16 protein-coding genes are annotated in these 16,974 nt (G+C 70.8%); 12 read left to right on the forward strand and 4 right to left on the reverse strand.

All coding sequences use genetic code 11. The annotated features are described in order from the left end of the window. Positions 1–139: 139 nt before the first annotated feature. From OG878_RS15895 to OG878_RS15910, 4 genes are all read left to right on the forward strand, one after another. Positions 140–1,732 carry an acyl-CoA carboxylase subunit beta gene (locus tag OG878_RS15895; RefSeq protein ID WP_328887417.1) on the forward strand — a complete coding sequence of 531 codons (1,593 nt, stop codon included), beginning with the start codon at positions 140–142 and terminating at the stop codon, positions 1,730–1,732. Between the two features lie 14 nt (positions 1,733–1,746). Then, the gene (locus OG878_RS15900; RefSeq protein ID WP_328887418.1) at positions 1,747–1,953 is read left to right on the forward strand and encodes an acyl-CoA carboxylase epsilon subunit; all 207 of its coding nucleotides are present in this window, start codon (positions 1,747–1,749) and stop codon (positions 1,951–1,953) included. A 166-nt stretch (positions 1,954–2,119) separates the two neighbouring features. Continuing rightward, the gene (gene mmpB, locus OG878_RS15905; RefSeq protein ID WP_328887419.1) at positions 2,120–2,248 is read left to right on the forward strand and encodes a morphogenic membrane protein MmpB; all 129 of its coding nucleotides are present in this window, start codon (positions 2,120–2,122) and stop codon (positions 2,246–2,248) included. Between the two features lie 65 nt (positions 2,249–2,313). Next, positions 2,314–2,925, forward strand: coding sequence for a nucleoside triphosphate pyrophosphatase (locus OG878_RS15910; protein ID WP_328887420.1), 612 nt, complete (start codon positions 2,314–2,316; stop codon positions 2,923–2,925). A 14-nt stretch (positions 2,926–2,939) separates the two neighbouring features. On the opposite strand, the gene OG878_RS15915 is transcribed toward OG878_RS15910, so the two are convergent. Beyond that, positions 2,940–3,419, reverse strand: coding sequence for a hypothetical protein (locus OG878_RS15915; protein WP_328887421.1), 480 nt, complete (start codon positions 3,417–3,419; stop codon positions 2,940–2,942). Positions 3,420–3,819: 400 nt separating this feature from the next. Between OG878_RS15915 and OG878_RS15920 the strand changes: the two genes are divergently transcribed. After that, positions 3,820–5,574 (forward strand): acetyl/propionyl/methylcrotonyl-CoA carboxylase subunit alpha, encoded by a 1,755-nt coding sequence (locus OG878_RS15920; RefSeq protein WP_328887422.1) that lies wholly within the window; start codon positions 3,820–3,822, stop codon positions 5,572–5,574. Between the two features lie 151 nt (positions 5,575–5,725). Then, the gene (locus tag OG878_RS15925) at positions 5,726–6,325 is read left to right on the forward strand and encodes a TetR/AcrR family transcriptional regulator (protein ID WP_328887423.1); all 600 of its coding nucleotides are present in this window, start codon (positions 5,726–5,728) and stop codon (positions 6,323–6,325) included. Positions 6,326–6,457: 132 nt separating this feature from the next. On the opposite strand, the gene OG878_RS15930 is transcribed toward OG878_RS15925, so the two are convergent. Both OG878_RS15930 and OG878_RS15935 read right to left on the reverse strand, forming a co-directional pair. Next, positions 6,458–7,420, reverse strand: coding sequence for a DeoR/GlpR family DNA-binding transcription regulator (locus OG878_RS15930; protein ID WP_328887424.1), 963 nt, complete (start codon positions 7,418–7,420; stop codon positions 6,458–6,460). A gap of 177 nt (positions 7,421–7,597) precedes the next feature. Continuing rightward, a complete protein-coding gene (locus OG878_RS15935; RefSeq protein ID WP_328887425.1) occupies positions 7,598–9,037 on the reverse strand; it encodes an NAD(P)H-quinone dehydrogenase in 1,440 nt (479 codons plus the stop codon). Between the two features lie 273 nt (positions 9,038–9,310). On the opposite strand from OG878_RS15935, the gene OG878_RS15940 reads away from it, so the two are divergent. The 3 genes from OG878_RS15940 to OG878_RS15950 all read left to right on the forward strand — a co-directional run bounded on the left by OG878_RS15940 (position 9,311) and on the right by OG878_RS15950 (position 12,493). Continuing rightward, a complete protein-coding gene (locus OG878_RS15940; RefSeq protein ID WP_030914674.1) occupies positions 9,311–9,748 on the forward strand; it encodes a gamma-glutamylcyclotransferase in 438 nt (145 codons plus the stop codon). Between the two features lie 105 nt (positions 9,749–9,853). Further along, positions 9,854–10,678 carry a purine-nucleoside phosphorylase gene (locus OG878_RS15945; RefSeq protein ID WP_328887426.1) on the forward strand — a complete coding sequence of 275 codons (825 nt, stop codon included), beginning with the start codon at positions 9,854–9,856 and terminating at the stop codon, positions 10,676–10,678. A 171-nt stretch (positions 10,679–10,849) separates the two neighbouring features. Beyond that, the gene (locus tag OG878_RS15950) at positions 10,850–12,493 is read left to right on the forward strand and encodes a phospho-sugar mutase (RefSeq protein ID WP_328887427.1); all 1,644 of its coding nucleotides are present in this window, start codon (positions 10,850–10,852) and stop codon (positions 12,491–12,493) included. 279 nt (positions 12,494–12,772) lie between these two features. Here OG878_RS15950 and OG878_RS15955 read toward each other — a convergent pair whose 3' ends face one another. Then, positions 12,773–13,411: a PH domain-containing protein gene (locus tag OG878_RS15955; RefSeq protein ID WP_328887428.1), complete on the reverse strand. Its 639-nt coding sequence runs from the start codon at positions 13,409–13,411 to the stop codon at positions 12,773–12,775. Between the two features lie 135 nt (positions 13,412–13,546). On the opposite strand from OG878_RS15955, the gene deoC reads away from it, so the two are divergent. The 3 genes from deoC to OG878_RS15970 are packed head-to-tail and all read left to right on the forward strand — an operon-like array spanning position 13,547 to position 16,955. Then, positions 13,547–14,539, forward strand: a complete 993-nt coding sequence (gene deoC / locus OG878_RS15960; RefSeq protein WP_328887429.1) for a deoxyribose-phosphate aldolase — start codon at positions 13,547–13,549, stop codon at positions 14,537–14,539. A gap of 5 nt (positions 14,540–14,544) precedes the next feature. Continuing rightward, the gene (locus OG878_RS15965; RefSeq protein WP_328887430.1) at positions 14,545–16,002 is read left to right on the forward strand and encodes an aldehyde dehydrogenase family protein; all 1,458 of its coding nucleotides are present in this window, start codon (positions 14,545–14,547) and stop codon (positions 16,000–16,002) included. Further along, positions 16,002–16,955 (forward strand): aldehyde dehydrogenase family protein, encoded by a 954-nt coding sequence (locus OG878_RS15970; RefSeq protein WP_328887431.1) that lies wholly within the window; start codon positions 16,002–16,004, stop codon positions 16,953–16,955. The genes OG878_RS15965 and OG878_RS15970 overlap by 1 nt, the downstream gene beginning before the upstream one ends. Positions 16,956–16,974 lie beyond the last annotated feature (19 nt).

The raw sequence follows: 16,974 nt of genomic DNA on the forward strand, positions 1-16,974 counted from the left end.
CGATACGCTACGGATCAGTAGCTGTTCAGAGTCTGACCGGCAGCTGCCGGACCGGCAGTCGCCGCGCACACGGCCTCGCGCGCAGCCGTAGAACCCACCAGTAAGTCGTCCCCGTGACCAGGCAGGGAGCCGCCACCCGATGTCCGAGCCGGAAGAGATCGACATCCACACCACCGCGGGCAAGATCGCGGACCTGCAGCGCCGTATCGACGAGGCGACACACGCCGGATCCGCACGCGCGGTCGAAAAGCAGCACGCCAAGGGCAAGTTGACCGCCCGCGAGCGGGTCGATCTCCTGCTCGACGAGGGCTCCTTCGTGGAGCTGGACGAGTTCGCCCGGCACCGCTCCACCAACTTCGGCATCGAGAAGAACCGCCCGTACGGAGACGGTGTCGTCACCGGTTACGGCACGGTCGACGGACGCCCCGTCTGCGTGTACTCGCAGGATTTCACCATCTTCGGCGGTTCGCTCGGCGAGGTCTACGGTGAGAAAATCGTCAAGGTGATGGACTTCGCGCTGAAGACCGGCTGCCCCGTCATCGGCATCAACGACGGCGGCGGCGCCCGCATCCAGGAAGGTGTCGCGGCGCTCGGCCTGTTCGCCGAGATCTTCCGCCGCAATGTGCACGCCTCGGGTGTCGTCCCGCAGATCTCGCTGATCGTCGGACCGTGCGCGGGCGGCGCGGTCTACTCCCCCGCGATCACCGACTTCACGGTCATGGTCGACAAAACCTCGCACATGTTCATCACCGGCCCCGACGTCATCAAGACGGTCACCGGCGAGGACGTCGGCTTCGAGGAGCTGGGCGGAGCCCGCACGCACAACACCACCTCCGGTGTGGCGCATCACATGGCGGGTGACGAGAAGGACGCCATCGAGTACGTCAAGTCGCTGCTGTCGTACCTCCCGTCGAACAACCTCTCCGAGGCACCCGCCTTCCCGGAAACGGCGGATCTCGCGACGACCGACGAGGACCGCGAGCTCGACACCCTCATCCCCGACTCGGCGAACCAGCCCTACGACATGCACACCGCCATCGAGCACGTGCTGGACGACGGCGAGTTCCTGGAGACGCAGGCCCTGTTCGCACCGAACATCATCACCGGCTTCGGGCGCGTCGAGGGCTACCCCGTCGGGATCGTCGCCAACCAGCCGATGCAGTTCGCGGGCTGTCTGGACATCAACGCGAGCGAGAAGGCCGCGCGCTTCGTCCGCACCTGCGACGCCTTCAACGTGCCCGTGCTGACCTTCGTCGACGTCCCCGGCTTCCTGCCCGGCGTCGACCAGGAGTACGGCGGCATCATCCGCCGCGGCGCCAAGCTGATCTACGCCTACGCCGAGGCGACCGTCCCGCTGATCACCGTGATCACCCGCAAGGCGTTCGGCGGCGCGTACGACGTCATGGGCTCCAAGCACCTGGGCGCGGACATCAACCTCGCCTGGCCGACCGCCCAGATCGCGGTGATGGGCGCCCAGGGCGCGGTGAACATCCTGCACCGCCGCACCATCGCGGCCGTCACGGACCCCGACGAGGCGGAGACGACCCGCGCCGAGCTGATCGCCGACTACGAGGACACCCTGCTCAACCCGTACGTGGCGGCCGAGCGCGGCTACGTCGACGCGGTGATCATGCCGTCCGACACCCGGGCCCACGTGGTCAAGGGGCTGCGCCAGCTGCGCACGAAGCGCGAATCCCTGCCCCCGAAGAAGCACGGCAACATCCCCCTCTAGAAAGGGTCCTGACCATGATCAAGGTCATACGGGGCAACCCGACCCCGGAGGAACTGGCCGCCGCACTCGCAGTGGTCCAGGCGCGCGCCGCAGCCACGGCCGCGGCATCGTCCGACACGCAGGACCTGCCCGAGCAATGGTCCGACCCCGGCCGCATCGCCCGCCACGACCGGCCCCGCCCCGGCCCACGCGCCTGGGCACGCACGTACTGGCCCGTGTAGCCCGTCCGTCGGCACGGTGTCTTCGGCAGGCCCGGAAACCCTGGTGGGGTTCCGGGCCTGTCGCCATGTCGCCATGTCGCCACGGAACGATCTGGTCCGTGCGCACCGGGGCGGCTGAGTACCCGTACTCAGGCGGCCCGGCAGCGGCCGCAGCAGGATCGGGACCATGCTGTGGTCGGACCCCGAGGACAAGCCCCCCAAAGAGCTGCGCGACGCCCAGGACATGATGCGGCGCGTGGGCCTCGTGCTCGCGTGCGCCATGGTGATCGCGATGTTCGTACTGGGCACGCGCTGAGGCCGTGCCCGGTGCCGGACCGGCCTGCGGGCGCGTGGTCCGGTGGCGCGCCGGGTGCTTCTACGATGACCGGCATGACTGATCAGCGCCGACTCGTGCTCGCCTCCGCCTCCCCCGCCCGCCTCGCCCTGCTGCGTCAGGCCGGGTTCGCGCCGGAGGTGATCGTCAGCGGGGTGGACGAGGACGCACTGTCCGCCCCGACACCCGCCGAGCTGGCACTTGTGCTCGCCGAGGCCAAGGCCGCCACCGTGGCCGCCCGGCCCGAGGCGGCGGGCGCCCTCGTCATCGGCTGCGACTCGGTTCTCGAGCTCGACGGCAAGGCGCTCGGCAAGCCGGCCGACAGCGAGGAGGCCACGGCCCGCTGGGAGGCCATGCGCGGCCGGACCGGCGTCCTGCAGACGGGCCACAGTGTGTTCGACACCGCGACCGGGCGCACGGCCTCCGCTACCGCGTCCACCCTCGTCCGGTTCGGCGAGCCGACGGACGCCGAGATCTCCGCGTACGTCGCTTCGGGTGAACCGCTCCATGTCGCGGGCGCCTTCACGCTGGACGGCCGCTCGGCCCCGTTCGTCGACTCCATCGAGGGCGACCACGGCAACGTCATCGGCCTCTCGCTGCCGCTGCTGCGCCGGCTGCTGGGCCAACTGGGTTTCTCGGTCACCGATCTGTGGGCCTGAAACCCCCGAACGGGCTACGCGGGTGCCGGAGCGCTCTCTCCGGCGCCGCCGTTCTCGTCCGGGCCGGCGGTTTCGCCTCCGGTTCCGCTCACGCCTCCGTTACCGTACGCAACCAGCGTGAGCACGATCATGGCGAGCACGACCATCATGAAGGCGAACGCGGCCCAGCCGACCAGGCCCACCGTCAGCGCGCCCAGCACCCCGTGCAGCACGGCGCAGCTGATGAGCGCGATCCGTCCGACGCGCCCGGGAATCCGGTCGCGGATGCCGGTCAGCAGCAGGACCAGGCCGCACAGCAGCAGGTAGAGGCCGGCGACACCGCCCATCACCCATGCCCCCGTGGACATGGCAGCCGGGTCCAGCCCGGCGAGCGACATCTGCTGGTTGTCGACGACCGTCGCCAGGATCCCGTTGAGCAGCACCATGCCCACGGCCTCTCCCAGCAGCACGATCGCGGCCACGAACGCCACCGGTCTGCGCACCACGGCGCTCACCCCCTGTTACCTGTAGTAAGTGCGATAGCGCGGACCCTACTAACCGGTAATCATTCGGACAAGAGTTCCGGCAGTACTGATCGCCCCGCTCCGGTGTCTCGCGGCCCGGATGCGCTCCACTTGTCACGCCCCTCGTGCGTCGCGCAAAGAAATACCCGCCCATTAGTAGGTTCTCCACAAAGAAACGCCGGAAGCCGACCCTCGATCGAACAGAGACCTGGACCACACCTCGTGGCTACTGTGCGGTCATCGATCCCGGCGTACCGTGGTGTCACAAGGGATTTCGCGCCTCGAGCAAGCCTCGAATCACGCTCCGTGTGGGCAAGCTCACCAATGGGGACGGGTCGTAAGGCCGTGTCGGTAGTCCCTAAACTCAGCTTGTTTCAAGGAGGGAGCCATCGTGCGCAAGGTGCTCATCGCCAACCGTGGCGAAATTGCTGTCCGTGTTGCTCGGGCGTGCCGGGATGCCGGGATCGGGAGCGTGGCCGTCTACGCGGACCCGGACCGGGACGCTCTGCATGTGCGTGCGGCCGACGAGGCATTCGCTCTGGGCGGTGACACCCCGGCCGCCAGCTACCTGGACATGTCCAAGGTGCTGCAGGCGGCCAAGGACTCGGGTGCGGACGCGATCCACCCGGGTTACGGGTTCCTGTCGGAGAACGCCGAGTTCGCGCAGGCGGTGCTGGATGCGGGGCTGACGTGGATCGGCCCGCCGCCGCAGGCGATCCGGGACCTGGGCGACAAGGTCGCCGCCCGGCACATCGCCCAGCGCGCCGGCGCGCCGCTGGTCGCGGGCACGCCGGATCCGGTGTCGGGTTCCGCGGAGGTCGTGGAGTTCGCGAAGGAGCACGGGCTGCCGATCGCGATCAAGGCGGCGTTCGGTGGTGGCGGGCGCGGGCTGAAGGTCGCGCGGACGCTGGAGGAGATCCCGGAGCTGTACGACTCGGCGGTGCGTGAGGCGGTCGCGGCGTTCGGACGCGGCGAGTGCTTCGTGGAGCGCTACCTCGACAAGCCGCGGCACGTGGAGACGCAGTGCCTGGCCGACAGCCACGGCAATGTCGTCGTCGTGTCGACGCGTGACTGCTCGCTGCAGCGACGTCATCAGAAGCTGGTCGAGGAGGCTCCCGCGCCGTTCCTGTCCCAGGCGCAGAACGACGAGCTGTATTCGGCGTCGAAGGCGATCCTGAAGGAGGCCGGGTACGTCGGCGCGGGGACCGTGGAGTTCCTGGTCGGTGTGGACGGCACGATCTCGTTCCTCGAGGTGAACACCCGTCTGCAGGTGGAGCACCCGGTGACCGAGGAGGTCAGCGGCATCGACCTGGTCCGGGAGATGTTCCGGATCGCGGACGGCGAGAAGCTCGGTTACGACGACCCGCCGGTGCGGGGTCACTCGTTCGAGTTCCGGATCAACGGCGAGGACCCGGGGCGCGGGTTCCTGCCGGCTCCGGGCACGGTGACGGTGTTCGCACCGCCGACCGGTCCGGGGGTGCGGCTGGACGCGGGTGTCGAGTCCGGTTCGGTGATCGGCCCGGCGTGGGACTCGCTGCTGGCGAAGCTGGTCGTGACGGGTGCCACGCGTGAGCAGGCGCTGCAGCGGGCGGCGCGCGCGCTGGCCGAGTTCAACGTCGAGGGCATGGCCACCGCGATCCCGTTCCACCGTGCGGTCGTCGTCGACCCCGCGTTCACCAGCAACCCGTTCCAGGTCCACACCCGCTGGATCGAGACCGAGTTCGTCAACGAGATCAAGCCCTTCGCCGCCCCCGCCGACGTGGAGGCCGAGGAGGAGACCGGCCGTGAGACGGTCGTCGTCGAGGTCGGCGGCAAGCGCCTCGAGGTCTCCCTGCCGTCGTCGCTCGGCATGAGCCTGGCCCGTACGGGGCTCGCGGCCGGCGCCAAGCCGAAGCGTCGTGCGGCGAAGAAGAGCAGCTCCGCGATCTCCGGCGACACCCTCGCGTCCCCGATGCAGGGCACGATCGTCAAGATCGCCGTCGAGGAGGGCCAGGAGGTCAAGGAGGGCGACCTCATCGTCGTCCTGGAGGCCATGAAGATGGAGCAGCCGCTCAACGCCCACCGCGCCGGCACGGTGAAGGGGCTCGCCGCCGAGGTCGGCAGCTCGATCTCGTCGGGCGCCGTCATCTGCGAGATCAAGGACTGATCGCGCGCAAAGCGTTCTGCCGAGGCCCCTGCGGAGTCGTACGACCGACTCCGCAGGGGCCTCGGCCGTTCGGCGGCGCCCCGGGGGGAGACGTCCTGCGGTTGCGCGATGGCATCCTGGACCCAGGGGTGGAAAGAGGGAGGACTGCGCGATGGTGATGAGCACGGCACAGACGCCGGGCCGGCCCATGCGCGCCGACGCGCGCCGCAACTACGACCGGCTGCTCGGCGAAGCCCGTACGGCGTTCGCGGAACACGGCACGGACGCGTCGCTGGAGGACATCGCACGCCGGGCAGGGGTGGGGATCGGCACGCTGTACCGGCACTTCCCCAACCGGCACGCGCTGATGAGCGCGGTCTTCCAGGAAGCCCTGGCCGAACTGCTCACGCGCTCCCACGAGCTGGCGGAGGCGGACAATCCGTGCGGCGGCCTGGTGGAGTGGCTGGGCGCGATCATCACTCATGCGGGTGAGTACCGGGGGCTTGCACAGGCGCTCATGTCGACGTCGCAGGACGAGACTTCGGCACTGTCCGACTGCAATGTGCCGCTGCGCGAGGCGGGGGCGCGGCTGCTGGCCAGGGCGCAGGCGAGTGGCACGGTACGGACCGATGTGTCGATCGGTGACCTGATGCAGCTGACGAAGGCCATTGCGTTGGCCGCGGAGCAGGCGCCGGAGGATCCGGCGCTGGCGGGCCGGCTGCTGATGTTGACGTTGCAGGGGCTGAAGGGGCCGCGGGCGGTCGGATACTGAGGGCGCCGAAACCGGGGGCGCCGCGCCCGGGCCCCCGCGCTCCTCACACTCCCCCATGACCTCACGGCGTGGGGGACCCCTCGAGAGACTCGGCATCCCGCCTGCGCCCGCCAGGGATCACGGGACCACCCCTCAGCGGCGGCGCAGGTCCGCCACCCGGGCCCGGTCGCCCGGGGACGGGTCCGCCATGGACGCCGCCGCGCTGCGCAGTTGCGGTCCGGGGCCCCCATGCGTACGCCGCTGACCGGGCAACGGCATGTCACGGCGTGCCTGACGTCCCGACGGCAGGGAGTCGGTCCCGACCGGCCCCGCCCCCGCACCGGCCACCGCGATCTGCACGCCCTGGTCGGCCAGCGCTTGCAGCTCGGTGGCGGACCGGTCGTCGTGGGCCGGGGGTTCGTCCGTCACCAGACGGGTGATCAGATCCGTGGGCACCGTCTGGAACATGGTGTCGGAGCCGAGCTTGGTGTGGTCGGCGAGGACCACCACCTCCGCGGCGGCCTGCACCAGTGCCCGGTCGACGCTCGCCGAGAGCATGTTGGACGTGGACAGCCCGCGCTCCGCGGTGAGCCCGCTTCCGGACAGGAAGGCACGCGACACCCGCAGGCCCTGCAGCGACTGTTCCGCGCCACTGCCCACCAGGGCGTAGTTGGAGCCTCGCAGGGTGCCACCCGTCATCACCACTTCCACCCGGTTGGCATGGGCCAACGCCTGGGCGACCAGCAGCGAGTTGGTGACGACGGTCAGGCCGGGGATCCGCGCGAGCCGGCGGGCCAGCTCCTGCGTGGTCGTACCGGCACCGACGACGATGGCCTCGCCCTCTTCGACGAGGCCCGCGGCCAGGTCGGCGATGGCGGTCTTCTCCGCGGTGGCGAGATGGGATTTCTGCGGAAAGCCGGACTCCCGCGTAAAACCGCCCGGCAGTACCGCACCGCCGTGACGGCGGTCGAGGAGTCCTTCTGCCTCCAGTGCCCGCACGTCCCGCCGTACGGTCACTTCGGAGGTCTGGACGACGCGGGCGAGCTCACGGAGCGATACCGCCCCGTTGGCGCGCACCATTTCGAGGATCAACTGACGACGTTCTGCAGCGAACACGAAACTGACAGTAACGTGACCACCCGGAGGTTTTCAGCAGTTTGCGCCGAATAACAGAAGTTGTACATACAAGGGGCCGCCAAGTGGTATAGGCGGCCCCGTTGTTGTTCCCTACTGACCGGCCACCGACGCTCCGCCCGCCTGAGTTGCCGGGAGTTGCCGGGGAATGCCGGGTTCCTACGCCTCGCCGGCGCGCTTCCGGGTGTGCAACTGACGTGCCACTTCTGCGATCGATCCCGACAGGCTCGGGTACACAGTGAAAGCGTTTGCGATCTGTTCCACCGTCAGATTGTTGTCGACCGCGATCGAGATCGGGTGGATCAGCTCGCTGGCCCGCGGCGCGACGACACAGCCGCCGACCACGATGCCGGTGCCGGGCCGGCACAGGATCTTGACGAAGCCGTCCCGGATGCCCTGCATCTTGGCGCGCGGGTTGCGCAGCAGCGGCAGCTTCACCACACGAGCGTCTATCACGCCGGAGTCGACGTCCGCCTGGGTGTAGCCGACGGTGGCGATCTCCGGGTCGGTGAAGACGTTCGAGGAGACCGTCTTCAGGTTCAGCGGGGCGACCGCGTCACCGAGGAAGTGGTACATCGCGATCCGGCCCTGCATCGCGGCGACCGAGGCGAGCGCGAAGATGCCGGTGACGTCACCGGCCGCGTACACGCCGGGGGCGCTGGTGCGGGAGACCTTGTCGGTCCAGATGTGGCCGGAGTCCTTGAGCCGGACCCCGGCCTCCTCCAGGCCCATGCCCGCGCTGTTCGGGATCGCGCCGACAGCCATCAGGCAGTGCGAACCGGTGATCACGCGGCCGTCGGCGAGCGTCACCTCGACCCGGTCGCCGACGCGCTTCGCCGCCTGGGCGCGCGAGCGGGCCATGACGTTCATGCCGCGGCGCCGGAAGACGTCCTCCAGCACGGCGGCCGCGTCCGGGTCCTCGCCGGGCAGCACCCGGTCGCGGGACGAGACGAGGGTGACGCGCGAGCCGAGCGCCTGGTAGGCACCGGCGAACTCGGCACCGGTGACACCGGAGCCGACCACGATGAGCTCCTCGGGGAGCTCGTCGAGGTCGTAGACCTGGGTCCAGTTGAGAATGCGCTCACCGTCCGGGAGCGCGTCCGGGATCTCCCGGGGGTGGCCGCCGGTCGCGATCAGCACGGCGTCGGCGGTGAGCGCCTCCTCCGTACCGTCGGCGGCGGTGACGACGACCTTGCGGGAGCCGTCGGCGGCCTGGAGGCCCACGAGCCTGCCCCGGCCGCGCACGACCCGTGCACCCGCACGGGTGACGGAGGCGGTGATGTCGTGGGACTGGGCGAGCGCGAGGCGCTTCACCCGTCGGTTGACCTTGCCGAGGTCGACGCCGACCACCCGCGCCGCCTGCTCGATGTGCGGCGTGTCGTCGGCGACGATGATGCCCAACTCCTCGTACGAAGAGTCGAAGGTGGTCATCACCTCTGCCGTCGCGATCAGGGTCTTCGAGGGCACGCAGTCGGTGAGCACCGACGCGCCGCCGAGGCCGTCGCAGTCGACGACGGTCACCTCCGCGCCGAGCTGGGCGCCCACCAGTGCCGCCTCGTACCCGCCGGGTCCGCCGCCGATGATCACGATCCGGGTCACGAAAAGTCCGCCTCGCGTATGTCATCCCGCGGCCGTCTGCCGCCCCGGCCGGGGGTCCGGGGGATCACCCCGGGGGAATGCAGTACGTACTCCATTGTCCCGCACGCGCCAAGATGCTTCGCCCCGGGGCCCTCCATACGTGAGACGAGCCCCCGGGCGCGCCGCGGCGAGGACGCCGGCAGGCTCCCGGCAGGCCCCCCTGCCTCGGCGTTCGGCGGGGTCTTCGTCACAGGATTCTCCGCTCCCGGGGCCACCTCCCGTACCCTCGGAACCATGTCGCTCTACGCCGCGTACGCCGGCAACCTCGACGCGCGGCTGATGACCCGCCGCGCACCGCATTCCCCGCTGCGCGGCACCGGCTGGCTCAACGGCTGGCGGCTGACCTTCGGCGGGGAGCAGATGGGCTGGGAAGGCGCGCTGGCCACCGTGGTGGAGGCGCCGCGTTCGCAGGTCTTCGTGGCTCTGTACGACCTGGCGCCGATGGACGAGGACTCCATGGACCGCTGGGAGGGTGTCGGGCTCGACATCTACCGGCGGATGCGGGTGCGTGTGCACACCCTGGACGGCGAGGAGCCGGCCTGGATGTACGTGCTGAACGCGTACGAGGGCGGGCTGCCCTCCGCCCGCTATCTGGGCGAGCTGGCGGACGCCGCCGAGTCGGCGGGCGCGCCGCACGACTATGTGATGGAGCTGCGCAAACGCCCCTGCTGAGGCGCGGGCTCCCGTCGGCCCCTGTGTGAAAGTACGAAGGGCTGTGCGGAGACTCTGCGCAGGGGCATCTACGCGCGTAGGGAATCACCGGTTACGCTCATCCGCGTGAACGCATCTGTTATTCCGGACAACATCCAGGGCGACCCGCACGCCGCCGCTGCCGACGCCGCTGCCCGCCTGCGCGAGCTGACCGGTGCCGAGACCCACGACGTCGCCCTCGTGATGGGTTCCGGGTGGGCACCTGCGGGCGACGCGCTCGGCGCGCCGGAGGCCGAATTCCCGGTCACCGAACTCCCCGGCTTCCCGCCGCCGGCCGTCCAGGGCCACGGCGGCACGATCCGCTCGTACCGGATCGGCGAGAAGCGCGCCCTGGTCTTCCTCGGCCGCACGCACTTCTACGAGGGCCGTGGCGTCGCCGCCGTCGCGCACGGCGTCCGTACCGCCGTCGCCGCCGGCTGCAAGACGGTCGTCCTGACGAACGGCTGCGGCGGTCTGCGCGAGGGCATGCGCCCCGGGCAGCCGGTCCTGATCAGCGACCACATCAACCTGACCGCGGCCTCGCCGATCGTCGGCGCCAACTTCGTCGACCTCACCGACCTGTACTCGCCGCGGCTGCGCGCGCTGTGCAAGGAGATCGACGAGACGCTCGAAGAGGGCGTGTACGTGCAGTTCCCCGGCCCGCACTACGAGACTCCGGCGGAGATCAACATGGTGCGTGTGATGGGCGGCGACCTGGTGGGCATGTCGACCGTGCTCGAAGCGATCGCCGCGCGCGAGGCGGGGGCGGAGGTGCTGGGCATTTCGCTCGTCACCAATCTGGCCGCCGGGTTGAGCGGGGAGCCGCTGAACCATGAAGAGGTACTGCAGGCAGGGCGGGACTCCGCGGCGCGGATGGGGTCGTTGCTGGCGCGGGTGCTGGACCGCATCTGATCCGGCGGGGGCGGGGCGCCTTCGGCGGCCCGTTCCGGGGCCGGGGGCCGGGGCGGAGCCGGTTTCGGGAAGGGACGGGCAGGGGAACAGGCCCCGCGCAGCGGCCCATCCCGCGCCACGTCACCCACCCCGCCCCACCACACACACCACTCACCCCGAAAGGCGGACACCGTGCAGCAGCAGGACCTCATCGCCCGGGCCAGGACCTGGCTCGCCGAGGACCCCGACCCCGAGACCCGCGACGAGCTCGCCAAGCTCATCGACACCGAGGACCTCGACGCGCTCGCCGCACGGTTCGCCGGCACGCTGCAGTTCGGCACCGCCGGACTCCGCGGCGAGCTGGGGGCCGGTCCGATGCGGATGAACCGCTCCGTCGTCATCCGTGCCGCCGCCGGGCTCGCCGCGTATCTGAAGGCGCAGGGACAGGCCGGCGGCCTGGTCGTCATCGGGTACGACGCCCGCTACAAGTCCGCCGACTTCGCCCGTGACACCGCGGCCGTGATGACGGGCGCCGGCCTGCGGGCGGCGGTCCTGCCCCGCCCGCTGCCCACCCCCGTCCTGGCGTACGCCATAAGGCACCTGGGTGCCGTCGCCGGTGTCGAGGTGACCGCCAGCCACAACCCGCCGCGCGACAACGGCTACAAGGTCTACCTCGGTGACGGCTCGCAGATCGTGCCCCCGGCCGACGGCGAGATCGCCGACGCGATCGCCGCGGTCGGCCCGCTGGCCGGCGTCGACCGGCCGGAGCGCGGCTGGGAGATCCTGGGCGACGAGGTCCTGGACGCCTATCTGGCCCGTACGGACGCGGTGCTCGCCGCCGGGTCCCCGCGTACCGCCCAGGCGGTGTACACCGCGATGCACGGCGTCGGCACGTCCGTCCTGACCGCCGCCTTCGCCCGCGCCGGCTTCCCCGCTCCGGTGCTCGTCGCCGAGCAGGCCGAGCCCGATCCGGCGTTCCCCACCGTCGCCTTCCCCAACCCGGAAGAGCCCGGCGCGATGGATCTCGCCTTCGCCACCGCCCGGCGTGCGAACCCGGACCTCGTCATCGCCAACGACCCGGACGCCGACCGCTGCGCCGTGGCCGTGCCGGACACCACGGTGGACGGCGGCTGGCGGATGCTGCGCGGCGACGAGGTCGGCGCGCTGCTCGCCGCGCATCTGGTCGCCCGCGGTGCCACCGGCGTCTTCGCCGAATCGATCGTCTCCTCGTCGCTGCTCGGCCGGATCGCCGAGAAGGCCGGCAACGGGTACGAGGAGACGCTGACCGGCTTCAAGTGGATCGCCCGCGTCGACGGCCTGCGGTACGGGTACGAGGAGGCGCTCGGCTACTGCGTCGATCCCGACGGCGTACGCGACAAGGACGGCATCACGGCCGCACTGCTCGTCGCCGAGCTGGCCTCCGTGCTCAAGGAGCAGGGGCGCACGCTCCTCGATCTCCTCGACGACATCGCGGTCGAGCACGGGCTGCACGCCACCGACCAGCTGTCGGTCCGGGTGGAGGACCTCTCGGTCATCGCGGACGCGATGCGGCGGCTGCGCGAGACCCCGCCGGCCGCCCTGGCGGGCCTCGCCGTCACCTCGGCCGAGGATCTGTCGGAGGGGACGGAGCAGCTGCCGCCCACCGACGGTCTCCGCTACCACCTGCAGGGTGCCCGGGTGATCGTCCGCCCGAGCGGCACCGAGCCGAAGCTCAAGTGCTACCTGGAGGTCGTGGTGCCGGTCGGTTCGGCGGGCGAGCTCCCCGCCGCCCGCGCGAGGGGAGCCGAGCTGCTCACCGGGATCAAGCGGGATCTGTCGGCGGCCGCCGGAATCTGAGCGGCTCCGCCCCTTCGGCCGGGTTCGGGCCCTGCATGCCGCCCGGCCCGGCCCGGCTCGCGCATGGTGCTGGTGCGGACCGCGCCGCCGAGGTCGAGGCGGCCGTCCGTACCACTGCACCACCGAGTCGATACGGGTGTCGGTCCGCCGCAGAGCCACAGCGTCGGACCACCGCACATGCCCGGCACGTGAGGGCAACGCCCGGCCGGATCAGGCAGGCCCCTGGAGGGCATGGGGATGAGGGACGAGGCGCGGCCGAAGGCCGTGCCTCCCGTTCTCCTAGCCGACCGCCAGCAGCACGACCAACGCCACCGCGCCCACGACCGCAGGCGCCATGAGCTCGTACGCCCACCGCACCTCGGCCGCCCCGGCGCCGTCGGCGCCGCCGCCCGCCGCCCGCTCGGCGAGCTCCTGCAGATCCGCCACGGCCTGATCCGTCGCCGCCATCCGCGCCTTCGTGTCCTGGACGTCCGCATGCACCGACGTCCGCCGGTACGGATCGTCCTGCGACTTGCGCGACTGCTGCCGCGCCGCCTTCTTCCGCTGCCGCAGCGACACCGGCACCGCCCACAGCTGGTACTTCTTGCCGTCCTGGGTGAACAGTTCGGTGGAGAACCTGGCCCGCACGCCCGCGACCGACGTCCACGGCATCGTGATCGTCCGGAACGGGTTGCGGATCCGGATGCGCTGCTCGTTCGCGAACACGGCCGGCCGCAGCGTGAACGCGATGATCAGCGGCACGACCGTCAGCAGCCCGGACAGCGCCAGCCACGGCACCCGTCCGTGGCCCCGGAACGCCGCGTCGATGCCCATCCAGCCGAGGAGCAGGATCAGCAGCACACCGCCCACCAGCCCGGCGAGCGACCGGAAGGCCCGGTCGGCGTACGTGGGCTCGGCGGGGGGTGTGGGGCTCGTCATGGGCCCAATTCTGCATGATGCTCAGAAGGAGTGACGGAGCGGGCGCCCGCCCGCAGGACCGGTGCCCGTACAAACCCGGAAGCCGGGCCCCCCTGTACAGGCCGCTACGCGCGTAGATATGCTCCCCTGGTGACCATGCCCACCACTGCACCCTCCACCACGGCCGAACGCGTGGGAGGTATCCCCTTCTCCGACGCGACCGCGTCCGACAGTGCGCTGCGCCGCTTCCTGCACGGGCTGCCCGGCGTCGACGCCGTCGGCCTCGAAGCGCGCGCCGCGTCCCTCGGCACCCGTTCGATCAAGACGACGGCCAAGGCGTACGCCATCGACCTCGCCATCTCGATGATCGACCTGACGACGCTGGAAGGCGCGGACACCCCGGGCAAGGTCCGGGCTCTCGCCGCCAAGGCCGTCAACCCCGACCCGACCGACCGCACGACCCCGCGCACCGCCGCGGTCTGCGTCTACCCCGACATGGCGGCGACGGCCGCCGCGGCGCTGGCCGGTTCCGGCGTGAAGGTGGCGTCCGTCGCGACGGCCTTCCCGGCCGGACGCGCCGCGCTCGACGTCAAGCTCGCGGACGTCCGCGACGCGGTGGCGGCCGGGGCCGACGAGATCGACATGGTGATCGACCGGGGTGCGTTCCTCTCCGGCCGTTACCTCAAGGTGTACGAGGAGATCCTCGCCGTGAAGGCCGAGTGCGCCCGTGCCGACGGCACCGACGCCCGCCTCAAGGTCATCTTCGAGACCGGCGAACTCTCCACGTACGACAACATCCGCCGCGCCTCCTGGCTCGGGATGCTGGCGGGCGCGGACTTCATCAAGACGTCGACCGGCAAGGTCGGGACGAACGCCACGCCCGCGAACACCCTGCTGATGCTGGAGGCGGTGCGCGACTTCCGGCAGCAGACCGGGGTGCAGATCGGCGTGAAGCCCGCCGGCGGCATCCGCACCTCGAAGGACGCGATCAAGTTCCTCGTCCTGGTCAACGAGACCGTCGGCGAGGACTGGCTGGACAACCACTGGTTCCGCTTCGGCGCCTCCAGCCTGCTCAACGACCTGCTGATGCAGCGCCAGAAGCTCAGCACCGGCCGTTACTCCGGCCCCGATTACGTGACGGTGGACTGATCCCCATGGCATCTGCATTCGAGTACGCACCCGCCCCCGAGTCACGGTCGGTCGTCGACATCGCGCCCTCGTACGGGCTGTTCATCGACGGCGAGTTCACCGACGCGGCCGACGGCAAGGTCTTCAAGACGGTCTCGCCGTCGTCCGAGGAGGTCCTCTCCGAGGTCGCGCAGGCCGGCGCCGCGGACGTCGACCGGGCCGTGCAGGCGGCCCGCAAGGCGTTCGAGAAGTGGTCGGCGCTGCCCGGCTCCGAGCGCGCCAAGTACCTCTTCCGGATCGCCCGGATCATCCAGGAGCGCAGCCGCGAGCTCGCCGTTCTCGAAACCCTCGACAACGGCAAGCCGATCAAGGAGACCCGCGACGCGGACCTCCCGCTGGTCGCGGCGCACTTCTTCTACTACGCGGGCTGGGCCGACAAGCTCGACCACGCCGGCTACGGCCCGAACCCCCGCCCGCTCGGCGTCGCGGGTCAGGTCATCCCGTGGAACTTCCCGCTGCTGATGCTGGCCTGGAAGATCGCCCCGGCGCTCGCCACCGGCAACACGGTGGTGCTCAAGCCGGCCGAGACGACCCCGCTCTCCGCCCTGTTCTTCGCGGACATCTGCCGTCAGGCGGGCCTGCCCAAGGGTGTCGTGAACATCCTCACCGGGTACGGGGACGCGGGCGCGGCCCTCGTCGAGCACCCGGGCGTCGACAAGGTCGCCTTCACCGGCTCGACCGCGGTCGGCAAGGCCATCGCCCGCCAGGTCGCGGGCACGGACAAGAAGGTCACCCTGGAGCTGGGCGGCAAGGGCGCGAACATCGTCTTCGACGACGCCCCGATCGACCAGGCCGTCGAGGGCATCGTCAACGGCATCTTCTTCAACCAGGGCCAGGTCTGCTGCGCGGGTTCGCGGCTGCTGGTCCAGGAGTCCGTCCAGGACGAACTCCTGGAGTCCCTGAAGCGCCGGCTGTCCACGCTGCGCCTCGGCGACCCGCTGGACAAGAACACGGACATCGGCGCGATCAACTCGGCGGAGCAGCTCTCCCGGATCACGGCCCTGGTCGAGACGGGCGAGGCGGAGGGCGCCGAGCGCTGGTCCGCCCCGTGCGAACTCCCGTCGGCCGGCTACTGGTTCGCCCCGACGCTGTTCTTGAACGTCACCCAGGCGCACACCGTCGCCCGTGACGAGATCTTCGGCCCGGTGCTGTCCGTCCTGTCGTTCCGCACGCCGGACGAGGCGGTCGCCAAGGCCAACAACAGCCAGTACGGCCTGTCGGCCGGCATCTGGACGGAGAAGGGCTCGCGCATCCTCGCGGTGGCGAACAAGCTCCGGGCGGGCGTCGTCTGGGCCAACACATTCAACAAATTCGACCCGACCTCGCCGTTCGGCGGCTACAAGGAGTCGGGCTTCGGCCGCGAAGGCGGCCGTCACGGCCTGGAGGCGTACCTCGCCCCGTCGAACCCGGAGGGTGAGCGCTGATGAGTGAGCGCACTGACCGACTCACTGTCTTCAAGACCTACAAGCTGTACGTCGGGGGCAAGTTCCCCCGCTCCGAGAGCGGCCGGGTGTACGAGGTGACGGACTCCAAGGGCACGTGGCTGGCGAACGCCCCGCAGTCGTCCCGCAAGGATGCGCGTGACGCGGTCGTGGCCGCCCGCAAGGCGTTCGGCGGCTGGTCGGGCGCGACGGCGTACAACCGCGGCCAGATCCTCTACCGCATCGCGGAGATGCTGGAGGGCCGCAAGGGCCAGTTCGTACGCGAAGTGGCGGACGCGGAAGGGCTGTCGAAGTCCAGGGCGGCGGCCGTCGTGGAGGCGGCGATCGACCGCTGGGTCTGGTACGCGGGCTGGACCGACAAGATCGGCCAGATCGTGGGCGGGGCGAACCCGGTCGCGGGGCCGTTCTTCAACCTGTCCACGCCCGAACCGACCGGTGTGGTCACGGTCCTCGCGCCGCAGGAGTCGTCGTTCCTGGGCCTGGTATCGGTCGTCGCCCCGGTGATTGCGACCGGCAACACGGCGGTCGTCATCGCGTCCGCCCACGCCCCGCTCCCCGCCCTGTCCCTGGGCGAGGTGCTGGCCACCTCCGACCTGCCGGGCGGTGTGGTGAACATCCTGTCCGGACGGACGGCGGAGCTCGCGGCCCCGCTCGCGGCCCACCAGGACGTCAACGGGATCGACCTCACGGGCGCCGGCGCCGAGCTGGCGAAGGAGCTGGAGATCGCGGCGGCGGACAACCTGAAGCGGGTCCGTCGCCCGTCCGTCACCCGCCACCACCCCGGGAAGGAAGGGGAGAGCACTTCTCGTCCACAGGCTGTGGACGGAGACGACTGGTCCGCCGACCCGGGCACGGACCGCCTGACGGCCTTCCTGGAGACGAAGACGGTCTGGCACCCGACAGGTGCGCTCGGCGCCTCGGGTTCCTCCTACTGACCGACACAGCTGCGGCCCG

Source organism: Streptomyces sp. NBC_00316 (assembly GCF_036158715.1).
In the GTDB taxonomy this organism is placed as follows: Bacteria; Actinomycetota; Actinomycetes; order Streptomycetales; family Streptomycetaceae; genus Streptomyces.